Genomic DNA, 15450 nt, shown 5'->3' with positions numbered 1-15450 from the left:
AGGCGGGGAATGAGCGCAAACGGGGGCACGAAGGCGATCGTCGCCGCCCTGGCGGCGAACCTCGGCATCGCCGTCACCAAGTTCATCGCGTTCCTGCTGACCGGCTCGTCGTCGATGCTGGCCGAGTCGATCCACTCGGTGGCCGACTCCGGCAACCAGGGTCTGCTGCTGATCGGCGGTCGGCGGGCCAAGCGGGAGGCCACGCCGCAGCACCCGTTCGGTTACGGCCGGGAGCGCTACATCTACGCGTTCATCGTGGCGATCGTGCTGTTCAGCCTCGGTGGCCTGTTCGCGCTCTACGAGGCCTACCACAAGGCCTCCGACCCGCACGCGATCACGGAGTGGCAGTGGGTGCCGGTGGTGGTGCTGCTGGCCGCGATCGTCATGGAGGGCTTCTCCTTCCGCACCGCGATCAAGGAGTCCAACCTGGTCCGGGGCAAGCAGACCTGGGTCCGGTTCATCCGCCGGGCCAAGGCCCCGGAGCTGCCGGTGGTCCTCCTGGAGGACTTCGGCGCCCTGGTCGGTCTGGTCTTCGCGCTGTTCGGCGTCGGCATGACGTTGATCACCGGCAACGGCATGTGGGACGCCGCCGGCACCGCGATGATCGGCGTGCTGCTGGTGATCATCGCGATCACGCTCGCGATCGAGACCAAGAGCCTGTTGCTCGGTGAGGGTGCCGAGCGCAGCGAGCTGGCCAAGATCGAGCAGGCCGTCACCGGTGGCCCGGAGGTCGAGCGGATCATCCACATGAAAACGCTCTACCTCGGCCCGGAGGAGCTGATGGTGGCCGCGAAGATCGCCGTGCCGGCCTGCGAGAGCGCCGAGGAGCTGGCCCGGGGCATCAACGCGGTCGAGGCGCGGATCCGCCGCGAGGTGCCGATCGCCCGGGTGATCTACCTGGAGCCCGACATCTACAGCGCCGCGGCGGAGCGGGCGGGCACCGGGCAGGCGGCCGACACGGCCGTGCCGGAGGCCGCGACCACCGACGCGCCGGCGGCCGACGAGGTGGCCGGGCGTTCCGGGGGCTGACCGATGGAGTTGTTGCAGGGGCGGATCCGGGACTACGCCTGGGGCTCGCGGACCGCGATCGCCGCGTTGCAGGGGCGACCGGTGCCGAGCGACGGGCCGGAGGCCGAGCTGTGGCTGGGCGCCCACCCGGGCGCCCCGGCCACGGTGGACCGGGACGGCCGTCCGGTCAGCCTGACCGAGCTACTGGTCGCCGAGCCGGGGCACTGGCTCGGTGAGCGGCTGGTCGGCCGGTTCGGCACCCGGCTGCCGTTCCTGTTGAAGGTGCTGGCCGCGGACGCGCCGCTGAGCCTGCAGGCCCATCCGGATGCCGAGCAGGCGCGGGCCGGGCACGCGGCCGACGTGGTAGGGGTCAACTACGTCGACCCCTACCACAAGCCGGAGCTGCTGGTCGCGCTCTCGGAGTTCGAGGCGCTCTGTGGCTTCCGTGACCCGGCCGAGTCGGCGGCGGCGATCGCCGCGTTCGGCGTACCCGCGCTGGAGCCGGTGGCGGCCGCGCTGCGCACCGGGCCGGCGGGCCTGCGGGAGGCCGTACGCGCGCTGCTGAGCTGGCCGGACGCGGAGCGCGCCGGGCTGGTGGCGGCCGTGTCGGCGGCGGCCGCCGGCTCGACCTCGCCGGACGCGGCGCTGGTGCGGGCGCTGGCCGTCGGCTATCCGGCCGACCCGGGCGTGGTGGTGGCGTTGCTGCTGCACCACGTCCGGCTGGCGCCGGGCCAGGCGATCTGGATGCCGGCCGGCAACCTGCACGCCTACCTGCGCGGCACCGGTGTGGAGATCATGGCGGCCAGCGACAACGTGCTGCGCGGCGGGCTGACCCCCAAGCGGGTCGACGTGGACGAGCTGGTGCGGGTGCTGCGGTTCGAGGTGCTGGCCGACCCGGTGGTGCGGCCGGAGCCGGTCGCGCCCGGCGTGCTGACCTGGCCGGTGCCGGTGGAGGATTTCGCCCTGCACCGGGTGGAGGTGGCCGCCGGGTCGCCGGGGGTGCGGCTGACGCTGCCCGGCCCCCGGGTGGTGCTCTGCCGGTCCGGCAAGCTGACCGTGGATGACGGGGTCGGTGTGGTGACGCTCGGCGCGGGCCAGGCGGCGGTCGGTACGGCCGCGGGCGGCCCGTTGGCGCTCGGCGGGGACGGCGAGGCGTTCGTGGCCACCTGCGGCCTGCGCTGACTGGAGCAAGTCCGACTTTCCCGAAACGCTTGACGGGGCTGTTGCTCAGTGTGACTCTATGGGTACGCAGCGTTGTCGCGACGAAGGTCCGGGGACGCGCGGGGAACCAAACCGGGGGGATGCACGGGGCGGCCGGGCCGTGGGCGGAAAGTCCGCTCACGACCGACCGCCCCGTGCGCTGTCCGCCGCCCGCCCGCCGTCCCCGTGCGCCAACCGGCACCGGGTGAGCGGGCCCACGCGCGTAAGGTGGAAGGCTGCGCAGCACTTCCTTCGACAGGAGCTTCCATGACCAGCACCCTTCCGGCGGCCACCAGCGGCTCGTCGTCCGGCGCCCGGCCGAGCACCCTCGCCGAGGGCGACTACAAGGTGGCGGATCTGTCGCTCGCCGCGTTCGGGCGTAAGGAGATCCGGCTCGCGGAGCACGAGATGCCCGGCCTGATGGCGATCCGGCGCGAGTTCGCCGACGCCCAGCCGCTCGCCGGCGCCCGCATCACCGGCTCGCTGCACATGACCGTCCAGACCGCCGTCCTGATCGAGACCCTGGTCGCGCTCGGCGCGCAGGTCCGGTGGGCGTCCTGCAACATCTTCTCCACCCAGGACCACGCCGCCGCGGCGATCGTGGTCGGCCCCGAGGGCACCCCCGAGGCGCCGGCCGGCGTGCCGGTCTACGCCTGGAAGGGCGAGACCCTGCCGGAATACTGGTGGTGCACCGAGCAGGTGCTCGCCTGGCCGGACGGGCAGGGCCCGAACATGATCCTCGACGACGGTGGCGACGCCACCCTGCTCGTGCACAAGGGCGCCGAGTTCGAGAAGGCCGGTGTCGTGCCGCCGGTCGAGTCCGCCGACTCCGAGGAGTACGCCGTCATCCTCGAGCTGCTGCACCGCTCGCTCGGCGAGGACAACCAGCGCTGGACCCGGATCGCCGCCGGCATCAAGGGCGTCACCGAGGAGACCACCACCGGTGTGCACCGGCTCTACGAGATGCACCGCGCCGGCACGCTGCTCTTCCCGGCGATCAACGTCAACGACTCGGTGACCAAGAGCAAGTTCGACAACAAGTACGGCTGCCGCCACTCGCTCATCGACGGCATCAACCGCGCCACCGACGTGCTGATCGGCGGCAAGATGGCCGTGGTCATGGGCTACGGCGACGTGGGCAAGGGCTGTGCCGAGTCGCTGCGTGGCCAGGGCGCCCGCGTCGTGGTGACCGAGGTCGACCCGATCTGCGCGCTCCAGGCGGCGATGGACGGCTACCAGGTCGCCACGCTGGACGACGTGGTCGAGCAGGCGGACATCTTCATCACCGCGACCGGTTGCTTCGACGTCATCACCAACGAGCACATGGCCCGGATGAAGCACCAGGCCATCGTCGGCAACATCGGCCACTTCGACAACGAGATCGACATGGCCGGCCTGGCGAAGCGCAGCGACGTCACCCGGGAGAACATCAAGCCGCAGGTCGACGTGTGGCGCTTCGACGACGGCCACGCGATCATCGTGCTCTCCGAGGGCCGCCTGCTGAACCTGGGCAACGCCACCGGCCACCCGAGCTTCGTGATGTCGAACTCGTTCGCCAACCAGACGATCGCCCAGATCGAGCTGTTCACCAAGACCGACGAATACCCGATCGGTGTCTACGTGCTCCCCAAGCACCTGGACGAGAAGGTCGCCCGGCTGCACCTGGACGCGCTCGGCGCCAAGCTGACCACGCTCACCAAGGAGCAGGCCTCCTACCTGGGCGTCTCGCCGGAGGGCCCGTTCAAGTCGGACCACTACCGCTACTGAGTCCCACTCCCGGAGGGGACCGGGGTCGGCCGTCGCGCGGCCGTCCCGGTCCCTTTCGCGTACGCAGGTGGTCCGGCGGGTGTCGGGCATCGGTCGACCGGGGTGACGTTGTCCTGAACAACTTGACGTCACCCCTGGATCAGGAGGAAGGTATGGCTGCCCTAAGTTAACTGAGGCATGCCTGACCGACTACGGAGTAACCGATGTTCGCCACGTACCTGATCGGCCTGCGGGAGGGCCTGGAAGCGACCCTGGTGGTCAGCATCCTGGTCGCCTTCCTGGTGAAGTCGCAGCGGCGTGACCGTCTGCCCCAGGTCTGGGCCGGTGTCGGCGCGGCCGTGGCGCTCTCCGTCGTCTTCGGCTCGCTGATCCAGTACACCTCCACCTCGCTGCTGCGCACCTCCGAGTCGCGGGAGTTCTTCGAGGCGGTCACCTCGGTCGCGGCCGTGGTCTTCGTGACCTGGATGATCTTCTGGATGCGCAAGGCCGCCCGCTCGATCGCCGGTGAGCTGCGCGGCAAGCTGACCGAGGCGCTGGCCGTCGGATCGCTGGCGGTGGCCGGCATGGCGTTCCTCGCGGTGGTCCGGGAAGGCCTGGAGACCGCGCTGATCTTCTACGCCGCCGCCGAGAGCGTGGCCGGCGGCACCGGCGCCGGCTCGCTGCTCGCCCTGATCGGCGGCATCGTCACCGCCGTGGTGATCGGCTTCGGGCTCTACCGCAGCGCCCTGAAGATCAACCTGAGCCGGTTCTTCACCTGGACCGGCGCGCTGCTGATCCTGGTCGCCGCCGGCATCCTCAAGTACGGCGTGCACGACTTCCAGGAGGCCGGCGTGCTGCCCGGCCTGAACGACCAGGCCTTCGACATCTCCGCCACGCTGGACCCGAACGCCTGGTACGGCGCGCTGCTCGCCGGCATGTTCAACATCACCGCCGCGCCGACCGTGCTGGAACTGGTCGCCTGGGTGGCGTACGCCGTGCCGGTTCTCGTGCTCTTCCTGCGCAAGCCCACCCAGCCGCCGAAGCCGGCCGCCCAGCCCGTGCGGCCCACCCAGCCGGCTCAGCCCGTCGAGCCGGCCGAGCCCGCCGCGACCCCGGCCGAGCCCGCGCCGGCCGACGCCGCCGTTCCGTCCCCGCGCGCCTGACCGGCCCGTTTCCGAGGAGACCCCGCACCGATGCGTACCACTCGATTCGTCGCGCCCGCCGCCGCCGGGCTGCTCGCCGTCGCCGGACTGGCCGGCTGCGGCGGCGGTGACGACACCGACGCCACGGCCGGTGGGCCGATCGCGGTCAAGGCCACCGACACCGCCTGCGAGGTCGCCAGCACGGAGATCGACGCCGGCCAGGTGACGTTCAAGGTGACCAACACCGGCTCCAAGGTCAACGAGTTCTACGTCTACGCCGCGGGTGACCGGGTCATGGGCGAGGTGGAGAACATCGCGCCGGGGCTCAGCCGCGAGCTGCGGGTCGAACTGCCCGCCGGCACGTACGAGACCGCCTGCAAACCGGGCATGAGCGGCCGGGGCATCCGGGGCGCGCTGAAGGTCAGCGGCACCGCCGCGAGCGTCGCCCCCGACGCCGCGCTGACCCAGGCCACCGCCAGCTACCAGCGCTACGTGCAGAGCCAGACCGCCGCGCTGCTGACGAAGACCGAGGAGTTCGTGGCCGCGGTCAAGGCCAACGACGTGGCGAAGGCGAAGGCGCTCTACCCGGTGGCCCGCACCTACTGGGAGCGGATCGAACCGGTGGCGGAGAGCTTCGGCGACCTCGACCCGAAGATCGACGGCCGCGAGGAGGTCGTCGAGGAGGGTATGGAGTTCACCGGCTTCCACCGGATCGAGAAGGACCTCTGGACCAGCGGTGACGTGAGCAAGGACGGCCCGATCGCCGACCAGCTCCTGGTCGACGTCAAGGCGATCGTGGCCAGGGCCAACGCCGAGAAGCTCACCCCGCTCCAGCTCGCCAACGGCGCCAAGGCCCTCCTCGACGAGGTCGCCAGCGGCAAGATCACCGGCGAGGAGGAGCGCTACTCGCACACCGACCTGTGGGACTTCAACGCCAACCTGGAGGGCTCGAAGGCGGCCGTCGCCGCGCTCCGCCCCGCCCTGGAGCAGCGCGCGCCCGACCTGGTCAAGCAGCTCGACAGCGAGTTCGCCAACGTCGAGGCGGCGCTCGGCAAGCACCGCGCCGGCGACGGGTGGAAGCTGCACACCCAGCTCAGCAAGGCGGAGCTGAAGGAGCTGTCGGACAGCATCAACGCGCTGGCCGAGCCGGTCAGCAAGGTCGCGGCGGCCGTCGCCCGATGACCACGCCGACCGGTGGCGACGCGACGCGCGAGCCGAACAGCCAGCAGGCCGCTCGGGGGGTCTCCCGTCGACGGGCGATGACCCTGGCCGGTGTCGGGGTGGCCGGCGTCGCCGGTGCGGCCGCCGGCGCCGGCGCGCTGCTCGCCGGTGGCGACCGGGCGTCGGCCACCGAGACGGCGGCCGGGGCGGTCCCGTTCCAGGGCGAGCACCAGGCCGGGATCACCACCCCGGCGCAGGACCGGCTGCACTTCGTCGCGTTCGACGTGGTCACCAAGGACCGGGACCGGTTGGTCGCGATGCTCCAGGAGTGGACCGCCGCCGCGGCCCGGATGACCGCCGGCAAGGACGCCGGGCTGATCGGCGCCGTCGGTGGCATGCCGGAGGCCCCGCCCGACGACACCGGCGAGGCGCTCGGGTTGCCCCCGTCCCAGCTGACCGTCACCGTCGGCTTCGGCGCGTCACTGTTCCGGGACGCCCAGGGCCGGGACCGGTTCGGCATCGCCGACCGGCGGCCCGCCGCGCTGGCCGAGCTGCCGCACTTCGCCGGTGACGCGCTCAAGCCGGAGCTGTCCGGCGGCGACATCTGCGTCCAGGCCTGCGCCAACGATCCGCAGGTGGCGGTGCACGCCATCCGCAACCTGGCCCGGATCGGCATGGGCGTGGTCAGCGTCCGCTGGTCGCAGCTCGGCTTCGGGCGAACCTCGTCGACCTCACGGGACCAGGCGACGCCGCGCAACCTGTTCGGGTTCAAGGACGGCACCGCCAACCTCAAGGCCGAGGACGCCGGCCTGCTGCGCGAGCAGCTCTGGGTGCAGCCCGGCGACGGCCCGGACTGGATGGCCGGCGGGTCCTACCTGGTCACCCGCAAGATCCGGATGCTGATCGAGACCTGGGACCGCAGCCCGCTGGCCGAGCAGGAGATGATCACCGGCCGGACCAAGGGCAGCGGCGCGCCGCTGGGCAAGCGCGACGAGTTCGACGAGCCGGACTTCGCCGCGAAGGGCGACGACGGTCAACCGGTCATCGCGGAGAACGCCCACGTGCGGCTCGCCCACCCCGACCAGAACGACGGCGCCCGGCTGCTGCGGCGCGGCTACAACTTCGTGGACGGCTCCGACGGGCTGGGCCGGCTCGACGCCGGGCTGTTCTTCATCGCCTACCAGCGGGACCCGCGCAAGCAGTTCGTGCCGATCCAGACCCGGCTGGCCCGCAACGACGCGATGAACGAATACCTGCGGCACGTCTCCAGCGGCCTGTTCGCCTGCCCGCCGGGCGTGCGCGACGCGGCCGACTGGTGGGGGCGCGCGCTGTTCTCCTGAGCCGGCTCAGCGGCGTACCGGAGAGGGCCCGGCGGGTTCCGGGGCGGCGCGCCGCAGTGCGGCCGGAGGCGGCGTGGCCGGTGCCGGGGCCAGCTCCGGCCAGAGCGTCGCGGTCACCGCGCGGGCGCGACCCAGCCGGTACGCCGACCGGCGCGCCCGCTCGGCCAGCACGGCGGTCAGGTACGCCCACTCCGGCGCGGCCCACGGCGGCGGCGGCGACGTCACCGCGGCGACCTCCGCCCACAGCTCCCGGCCCAGCCGGACCCGGTCCGGCGCGGCGAGCTGGTGCAGCCGGTCCAGGTACTGCCGGACGGCCAGCGCCAGCGCGTCGTCCACCCGGGTCAGGTCGAGCGTGCCCGCCCAGCCGATCAGCGGCGGCGCGGCCGGCGGCAACGGCCGCCACACCCCGGTGGCCCGGGTGTGCACCACCAGCGTGCCGGCCACCAGGTCACCCAGTCGCCGGCCGCGCGGGTCGGTGAGCATCACCGTCACGCTCGCCGCCCAGCTCAGCAACGGCAGCACCAGGCCGGGCCACTCCACCGCGACCCCGACCAGGGCCCGGGTCAGCGACTGTCCCACCCCGACCGGGCCGCCGTCGGCGCGGACCACCCGCAGGCCCACCGCCAGCTTGCCCACCGTCCGGCCGCCGACGAACCGCTCCATCACCACCGGATAGCCGACCAGCACCAGCACCACGAGCACGACCTGGAGCCCGCCGGCCAGGGCGGCGTCCACCACGTCCCGGGGGAGGGTGAGCACCAGCAGCGACAGCGCCGCACCGAGCACCAGCGCGAGGCCGACCTGGACGACCAGGTCGATCAGCAGGGCGAGCACCCGCGAGCCCAGCCGGGCCACCCGGACGTCCAGCTCCACCGCCTCGCCGCTGACCAGACCGGCGTCGGCCCACCGGGGCGGTGGGGGAGGTTGCGCGCGCACCCCGACAGTGAACACCATGGACGCCTCACGGGGGAGGACGAGTGGATCTCGACGCGTACGTGGCGGAGCACGGCGCCGAGTGGCGGCGGCTGGAGCAGTTGACCGGCCGGCGTCGCCTGGACGCCGCCGAGGTCGACGAGCTGGTCGGGCTCTACCAGCGCACCGCCACCCACCTCTCCGCGGTCCGCAGCCGGGCCCCCGAGCCGGCGCTGGTGGGGCGCCTGTCCCACCTGGTCCTCGCGGCCCGCGCCCGGATCACCGGCCGCCCCCGGCCCTCCTGGGCGGCGCTGCGCCGGTTCCTGCTGGCCGACCTGCCGGCCGCGCTCTACCGGGCCTGGCCCTGGTGGTGCGGCGTCGCCACCGGGTTCAGCGCGCTGACCGTCTTCCTCATCTGGTTCGTCGCCGGCCACCCGGACACCGCCGCCGCGTTCGTCGGCGCCGAGTCGGCCCGGCAGCTCGTCGACTCCGGCTTCGCCGGCTACTACACCGAGTTCGCCGCGCCGACGTTCGCGTTCCACCTGTGGACGCACAACGCCTGGCTGGCCGCCCAGTGCCTGGCCGCCGGCGTGCTGGTGGTGCCGGTGTTCTGGCTGCTGTGGCAGAACGCGCTGAACATCGGCGTGGTGGGCGGTGTGATGGTCGCCTACGGCCGGGCGGACGTCTTCTTCGGGATGATCACACCGCACGGGTTGGTGGAGCTGACCGGCATCTACGTCGCCGCCGGGGTCGGGCTGCGGACCGCCTGGGCCTGGATCGCCCCGCCCGCGCACCTCGGGCGCGGCCGGGCGGTCGCCGAGGCGGGCCGGGCCGCCATCGTGGTCGCCGCCGGGCTGGTCGGGCTCTTCGCCGTCTCCGCGCTGCTGGAGGCGTTCGTCACCCCGGCGCCGCTGCCGATGCCGGTCCGGGTGGCGGTCGGCGCCGCGGTGTGGGCGGCGTTCCTGGCGTACGCGCTGGTGCTGGGGCGGCGGGCGGTCAGAGCTGGCCGAGGGACTTGAGCCGCAGGTAGGTGTCGGCGACGGTGGGGGCGAGCCGGTCGGCGGCCACGTCCACAACGGTCACCCCGTGCCGGGACAGGGCGGCGCGCACCCGGTCCCGTTCGGCGAGCGCGCGCCAGGCCGCAGCGGCCGTGTACGGGTCGTCCGGGCCGGTCGGGGTGGCCGTGGTGAGCCCGGTCAGCACCGGGTCGTGGGTGGCCGCCAGCACCACCCGGTGCCGGGCGGCCAGCCGGGGCAGCACCGGGAGCAGTCCCTCCCGCAGCGCCCCCGCGTCCAGCGCGGTGAAGAGCACCACCAGGCTGCGCTGCCGTTCCCGGCGCAGCACCTCCGCGGCGATCAGCTCGAAGTCGGTCTCGACCAGCGCCGGCTGGAGCGGCGCCATCGCCTCGACCAGCCGGGGGAGCAGCGCCGGTCGGCCGCTGCCGGTCACCCGGGCGCGCACCGCGGTGTCCACGGCGAGCAGGTCCACCCGGTCGCCGGCCCGGGCGGCCAGCGCGGTCAGCAGCAGCGCCGCGTCGATCGCGGTGTCCAGCCGGGGCTCGTCGCCGAGCCGGACCGCCGAGGTGCGGCCGGTGTCCAGCACGCAGACCAGCCGCCGGTCGCGCTCCGGTCGCCAGGTGCGGACGAGCACGTCGGCGCGGCGGGCGCTGGCCCGCCAGTCGATCGACCGCACGTCGTCGCCGACGGCGTACTCGCGCAGGGTGTCGAACTCGGTGCCGTGCCCGCGCCCCCGGGTCACCTGGACGCCGTCGATGATCCGGAGCCGGGCCAGCTTCTCCGGCAGGTGCTTGCGGGAGTCGAACCGGGGCAGCACCCGCAGCGTCCACGGTGGCGTGGCGGGACGTTCGGCGCGCTGCCGGAAGCCCAGGCGCATCGGCCCGAGTGAGCGTACGGTCAGCGCCACCGCCGGCCGGTCGCCGCGCCGGGTCGGGGTGAGGCGGACCGGCAACGTGGCCGTGGCGCCCGGCGCGACGGTGAGGACCCGGCCCGGGGACAGCTCGGGCCGCGCCCCGGCGGAGGGCACCCACGCGTCGCGTACCTGGGCGTGCACCGCCGCGTCGGTGGGGTTGGTCAGGTGCAGGGTGACCGTGGCGGTGCCGCCGAGCCGGACGGTCCGGTCGCCGGTGCGGGTCACGGTGAGGGCGTGCGGCGGGGCCGCGAGGAGCCGGTCGACGGCGACCAGCAGCAGCACCGCCGCGGTCAGCACGGCGACGCCGAGGAACGGGGCCGGCCAGACCGGCAGCGTCGCCGCGCCCGCGGCGAGCAGCAGACCCGCCCGCCAGGTCATCGCGGGGTCGGCACGGTGGCCAGCACCGAGTCCAGCACGGCATCCACGGTGACGCCCTCCAGCTCCACCTCCGGGCGCGGGCGCAGCCGGTGCCGCAGCGTGGGCCGGGCCACCGCCTTCACGTCGTCCGGCGTGACGTGGTCCCGTCCGGCCAGCCAGGACCACGCCTTCGCGGTGGCGAGCAGCGCGGTGGCGCCCCGGGGCGAGGCGCCCAGCTCCAGGGCCGGGGCGACCCGGGTGGCGCGGCAGAGGTCCACGATGTAGCCGAGGACCGGCTCGGCCACGTGCACGGCGTGCGCCTCCGCCCGGGCGGCGGCCAGGTCGGCCGCGCCGGCAACCGGGCGTACGCCGGCCGCACGCAGGTCGCGCGGGTCGAAGCCGGCGTGGTGCGCGCGCAGCACGCCCAGTTCCTCGTCCCGTTCCGGCAGCGGCACGGTCAGCTTGAGCAGGAAGCGGTCGAGTTGCGCCTCGGGCAGCGGGTAGGTGCCCTCGTACTCGACCGGGTTCTGGGTCGCCGCCACGATGAACGGCTCGGGCAGCGGGCGGCGCCCGCCCTCGACCGAGACCTGCCGCTCCTCCATCACCTCCAGCAGCGCCGACTGCGTCTTGGGCGGGGTGCGGTTGATCTCGTCGGCGAGGAGCAGGTTGGTGAAGACCGGCCCCTCCCGGAACGTGAACGCGGCGGTACGCGGGTCGAAGATCAGCGAGCCGGTGACGTCGCCGGGCATCAGGTCGGGGGTGAACTGCACCCGCTTGGAGTCCAGGTCGAGCGCGGTGGCCAGGGTGCGCACCAGCAGCGTCTTGGCCACGCCCGGCACGCCCTCCAGCAGCACGTGCCCCCGGCACAGCAGCGCGATCACCAGGCCGGTCACCACGGCGTCCTGGCCGACGACGGCCTTGGCCACCTCGGCGCGCAGCCGGTGCAGGGCGGCCCGCGCCTCGGACGGGGCGGTGGGCGACGCGGCGGCGATGACGGGTCCGGTCACCGGGGTTCTCCTTCGCTCGGATGCGGGGCCAGGGTACGGGTGAGCGTGTCCAGGTCGCGGCTCAGCGCCAGCAGCTCCCGGTCGTCGCCCGGCTCGGGGCCGTACAGCAGGTCGGTCACGTTCTCCGGGTCGCCGCCGACGGCGGTGGCGATCCGGGTCGCCACCTCGTCGTCCGGCGTGTCGGGCGGCAGGTTGAGCCGGGGCATGAGGCGGTCCAGGGCGGCCCGGCGCAGCGTTGCGGCGACGGTGTCCCGGGCGCCCGCCCGGCGGTAGAGCCGGGCCCGGCCGCGCACGGTCTCGGCGGACCGGACGGTCACCGGCAGCGGCTCGGCCACCGGCGGCCCGAGCCGGCGGGCCCGCCAGAGAACCACCAGCAGTCCGGCCACCGCGAGCTGCACCAGGATCGCCCAGAACCACTGCGGGAAGGCGCCCCAGAGCGGGTTGTCGCGATGCGGCGGGTCGGCCCGGTCGGGACGCTGGGTCCGCTCGGGGCCGCCACCGGTCGGCGGCGCGCCGGTCTCACGCTCCCCGGGCACGCGCGACCGCGCCGGCGCCGGCGCCGGGCCGGGCAGGTCCAGCCAGACCAGCGGGCGACCGCCGCCGAGCAGGCCGGTGGCGAGGTCCTCGTTGCCCCACTCGGCGATCCGGTCGTTGCGGAACGGGTCGCTGGCCCCCACCAGCACCACCTCGGTGCCGCTGGGGATCCGGAGGAGCGCGCCGCCGTAGCAGCGGTCGGCGCTCTCCGGCCCGGCGTACCGCTGATGGTCGACGGCGGCGGTGCCGGCGCGGAGCGCCTCGGGCAGCCGGCAGGTCTCGTCGTCGCCGTCCGGCGGCACCGCACGGGTGGCCCAGCGGCGGGTGGTCGGCTCGGCCGGGGCGTGCAGCTCGACCAGGACCCGGCGGGACGGATCGACCAGCACCAGCCGACTGCCGGGGGGCAGCGCGGTCAGGCCGGCGAGCGTGTCCGGGTGGACCAGGTCCGGGGCGGGCACGAACAGCGTGCCGGGCGCCGCGCGGGCGGTGCGCAGCGCGGCCTCGACGTCGGTCTCCCGGCGCACCGGCACCCCCTGCGCGCGCAGCGCCTCGGCGAGCCGGCTGCCGCCGTCGTCGCCGGTGGCGACGGGGGAGAGGAAGCCGCGCTCGTCCGGGTCGGGTTGGTCCACCGCGTGCAGCACCAGGGTGGCGACGATCAGCAGGACGGCCAGCCCGAGCGGGACGAGGAGGCGGTGCCGCCGGCGTGGCGGGGCGGTGGGGCGTTCCGGGGCCCGGGTGTCGGTCACCGCTCCTCCTCGCCGGCCAGCTCGCGGCGCAGGTCCGCGGCGAGGTCGCGCATCCGGTGGTCGTGGCTGGCGGTGGCCGGGCGCTGGGCGTACCAGAGGTCGGAGAAGATCGTGCCGGCGGCGTGCAGGGTGGGCCGGACCGTCGGCCGGACCCGGGCCGCGGCCTCGGTCAGCTCGGTGACGGTCAGCCCGGCCCGTGGCTCCACCAGCCGTCGGGTGACCAGGAGCCGGACCATCTCCCGCAGCCGTTCCCGGACCGCCTCGGCGTACCGGCCCTCGGCGGCCAGCCGGTCGGCCAGCCCGGCGTCGGCGGCCGGCGCGGGTGGCGCGGCCCGGGGGGTGGGCACGCGCGCCGCCGGCAGGTCCGGCCGGCGGCGGGCGCGGCGGCGCGGGCGGACCCGGCGGAGTCGGGGCAGCCGGAGCCGCCACCGCAGCCGGGGCAGCCGGAACCGGGGCACTGTCGGCCGGGGCAGCCGGCGGGGCACCCAGGTCGGGAAGTAGTACCAGGCCAGCGCCGCCACCAGCGCGGCGGCCAGCAGGATCAGCACGACCAGCGGCAGGGCGACGACGTCACCGAGCGCGGCGACCGCCTCGGTCCACCACCGGCTCACCGCGGGGCCGCCAGCAGCACGGGCTCGGGTACGCCGGCCGGCGCCCGGGAGAGCCGGATGTCCAGCCCCTCGGTGCGCATCCGGGTCTCCAGGTGCAGCACCGCGTCCAGGCAGGCCAGCGCCGGGTAAGCGAGCGCGTTCACCGCGACCTGGGCGGCCACGGCCAGTGGCAGCGCCCACGCCGACACGTCGAACAGGCCCAGCAGACCGAGCCCGTACGGGACGCCCAGCCCGATGCCGACGCGGACCAGCCACCAGCCGAGGTAGCCGAGCAACCGGATGCCGGCGGCGCGCCCGCCGAGCCGCCCGGCCAGCCGGACCGCCCGCCCCGCCGCCCGGTGCGCCGGCACCCCGTCCAGCACCAGCGCCGGCACCACCAGACCGAGCAGCCCGTAGGCCACGAACCAGGCCGGTCCGGCCAGCCCGGCGGCGCCGACGGCGAGCCCGACCGCGGCCGCCGCCAGCAGGGTCGCGCCCGGACGGGCCGCGCGGAGCACCTCGGCCGGGCCGGGGCGACGGCCCAGCAGCGCGGCCGCCCCGCCGCGCGCGGCCGGGTTGCCCAGCAGCGCGACGATCGCCGCCTCGGTGCCGGCGCCGACCGCGAGCAGCAGCCAGTACCAGCCGAGGCGTTGCTGGTCGGTGGGCCACCAGCCGGGCGGGTGGACGTCGGCCAGCGTCCGCAGCGGGTACAGCAGGGCCTGCTCGGCCAGGGCCAGCGCCACGGCGAGCGGGAGCAGCACCCGGGCCTGGTCGCGCAGCAGCAGCACGGCGGCGTCGAGCAGCTCGCCGACGGTCAGCGGGCGGCGCGGGAGCACCGCGATCGGGCCGGCGTCGGGCACGCGTACTCCTGGGCGGGCAGGGTAGAGGTGGCGGGCGACGCGGCGCCCGGGGGATCATGGTTGCACGACGGGTCGGCATCCGGTTGACCCGTCCGCCGCGGCACGCCACGCGGGGCGGCCACGCCGTCGGCTGTGGTGCGCGGGCCCGCTCGGCGCTACCGTGCCGGTGAAGACGCCGAACCCTCCGAACGAACGGGGATGGAACGATAAACCCCATGAGAGCCCGGGTACTCGTGGTCGACGACGACCCCGCCCTCGCCGAGATGCTCGGCATCGTGCTGCGCAGCGAGGGCTTCGTGCCGTCCTTCGTCGCGGACGGAGAACGGGCACTGGCCGCGTTCCGCGACAGCCGGCCCGACATCGTCCTGCTCGACCTGATGCTGCCCGGCATGAGCGGCATCGACGTGGCCCGCGCGATCCGGTCCGAGTCCGGCGTGCCCATCGTGATGCTGACCGCCAAGAGCGACACCGTCGACGTGGTGCTGGGGCTGGAGTCCGGCGCCGACGACTACGTGGTCAAGCCGTTCAAGCCCAAGGAGCTGGTGGCCCGGATGCGGGCCCGGCTGCGCCGCGGCGAGGACGTCGCGCCGGAGCTGCTGACCATCGGGCCGCCGGGCAACCAGATCACCATCGACGTGCCGGCGCACACGGTCAGCCGGGACGGCGAGGAGGTGAAGCTGACGCCGCTGGAGTTCGACCTGCTGGTCGCGCTCGCCCGCAAGCCGCGCCAGGTCTTCACCCGCGAGGTGCTGCTGGAGCAGGTGTGGGGCTACCGGCACGCGGCCGACACCCGCCTGGTCAACGTGCACGTGCAGCGGCTCCGGGCCAAGATCGAGCCGGATCCGGAGCGACCCGAAATCATCCTGACCGTCCGGGGCGTGGGCTACAAGGCGGGCACCGGATAGCCTGGTCAGCACT

At 74.7% G+C, this 15450-nt stretch carries 14 protein-coding genes; 8 read left to right on the top strand and 6 right to left on the bottom strand.

Annotated elements, in window-relative coordinates:
• Positions 1-9: 9 nt before the first annotated feature.
• The 6 genes from CO540_RS14585 (at position 10) to efeB (ending at position 7597) form a co-directional block, all read left to right on the top strand.
• Complete coding sequence (locus tag CO540_RS14585) at positions 10-1029, top strand: cation diffusion facilitator family transporter (protein WP_099162474.1); 1020 nt, start codon at positions 10-12, stop codon at positions 1027-1029.
• Positions 1030-1032: 3 nt separating this feature from the next.
• On the top strand, positions 1033-2190 hold the full coding sequence (manA, locus tag CO540_RS14580) for a mannose-6-phosphate isomerase, class I (protein WP_099162473.1): 1158 nt from the start codon (positions 1033-1035) through the stop codon (positions 2188-2190).
• A 285-nt stretch (positions 2191-2475) separates the two neighbouring features.
• Positions 2476-3975, top strand: a complete 1500-nt coding sequence (gene ahcY / locus CO540_RS14575; RefSeq protein ID WP_099162472.1) for an adenosylhomocysteinase — start codon at positions 2476-2478, stop codon at positions 3973-3975.
• Positions 3976-4178: 203 nt separating this feature from the next.
• Entirely contained in the window at positions 4179-5117 is a 939-nt protein-coding gene (efeU, locus tag CO540_RS14570; RefSeq protein ID WP_099162471.1) for an iron uptake transporter permease EfeU, read from the top strand.
• Positions 5118-5147: 30 nt separating this feature from the next.
• Positions 5148-6278, top strand: coding sequence for an iron uptake system protein EfeO (gene efeO / locus CO540_RS14565; RefSeq protein WP_099162470.1), 1131 nt, complete (start codon positions 5148-5150; stop codon positions 6276-6278).
• Positions 6275-7597, top strand: coding sequence for an iron uptake transporter deferrochelatase/peroxidase subunit (efeB, locus tag CO540_RS14560; RefSeq protein ID WP_099162469.1), 1323 nt, complete (start codon positions 6275-6277; stop codon positions 7595-7597). The genes efeO and efeB overlap by 4 nt, the downstream gene beginning before the upstream one ends.
• A gap of 6 nt (positions 7598-7603) precedes the next feature.
• On the opposite strand, the gene CO540_RS14555 is transcribed toward efeB, so the two are convergent.
• Entirely contained in the window at positions 7604-8551 is a 948-nt protein-coding gene (locus CO540_RS14555; RefSeq protein ID WP_099162468.1) for an RDD family protein, read from the bottom strand.
• Between the two features lie 23 nt (positions 8552-8574).
• On the opposite strand from CO540_RS14555, the gene CO540_RS14550 reads away from it, so the two are divergent.
• A complete protein-coding gene (locus CO540_RS14550) occupies positions 8575-9528 on the top strand; it encodes a stage II sporulation protein M (protein WP_099162467.1) in 954 nt (317 codons plus the stop codon).
• Here the strand turns inward: CO540_RS14550 and CO540_RS14545 are convergent.
• Genes CO540_RS14545 through CO540_RS14525 form a run of 5 tightly spaced genes read right to left on the bottom strand, consistent with a single transcriptional unit; the run spans position 9506 to position 14532 of the window.
• Positions 9506-10816 carry a DUF58 domain-containing protein gene (locus CO540_RS14545; protein WP_099162466.1) on the bottom strand — a complete coding sequence of 437 codons (1311 nt, stop codon included), beginning with the start codon at positions 10814-10816 and terminating at the stop codon, positions 9506-9508. The two genes, CO540_RS14550 and CO540_RS14545, sit on opposite strands and share 23 nt — an antisense overlap.
• Positions 10813-11802, bottom strand: coding sequence for a MoxR family ATPase (locus tag CO540_RS14540; RefSeq protein WP_091581603.1), 990 nt, complete (start codon positions 11800-11802; stop codon positions 10813-10815). Before CO540_RS14540 ends, CO540_RS14545 begins: the two co-directional genes overlap by 4 nt.
• Positions 11799-13082 (bottom strand): DUF4350 domain-containing protein, encoded by a 1284-nt coding sequence (locus CO540_RS14535; protein ID WP_099162465.1) that lies wholly within the window; start codon positions 13080-13082, stop codon positions 11799-11801. The genes CO540_RS14540 and CO540_RS14535 overlap by 4 nt, the downstream gene beginning before the upstream one ends.
• The gene (locus CO540_RS14530; protein WP_099162464.1) at positions 13079-13693 is read right to left on the bottom strand and encodes a DUF4129 domain-containing protein; all 615 of its coding nucleotides are present in this window, start codon (positions 13691-13693) and stop codon (positions 13079-13081) included. The genes CO540_RS14535 and CO540_RS14530 overlap by 4 nt, the downstream gene beginning before the upstream one ends.
• A complete protein-coding gene (locus CO540_RS14525; RefSeq protein ID WP_099162463.1) occupies positions 13690-14532 on the bottom strand; it encodes a hypothetical protein in 843 nt (280 codons plus the stop codon). The genes CO540_RS14530 and CO540_RS14525 overlap by 4 nt, the downstream gene beginning before the upstream one ends.
• Positions 14533-14747: 215 nt before the next feature.
• Between CO540_RS14525 and mtrA the strand changes: the two genes are divergently transcribed.
• On the top strand, positions 14748-15437 hold the full coding sequence (mtrA, locus tag CO540_RS14520; RefSeq protein ID WP_091581585.1) for an MtrAB system response regulator MtrA: 690 nt from the start codon (positions 14748-14750) through the stop codon (positions 15435-15437).
• Positions 15438-15450 lie beyond the last annotated feature (13 nt).

Source organism: Micromonospora sp. WMMA2032, assembly GCF_002688545.1.
GTDB classification, from domain to species: Bacteria; Actinomycetota; Actinomycetes; order Mycobacteriales; family Micromonosporaceae; genus Micromonospora; species Micromonospora sediminicola.
This window is presented reverse-complemented; position numbering and strand designations above follow the sequence as displayed.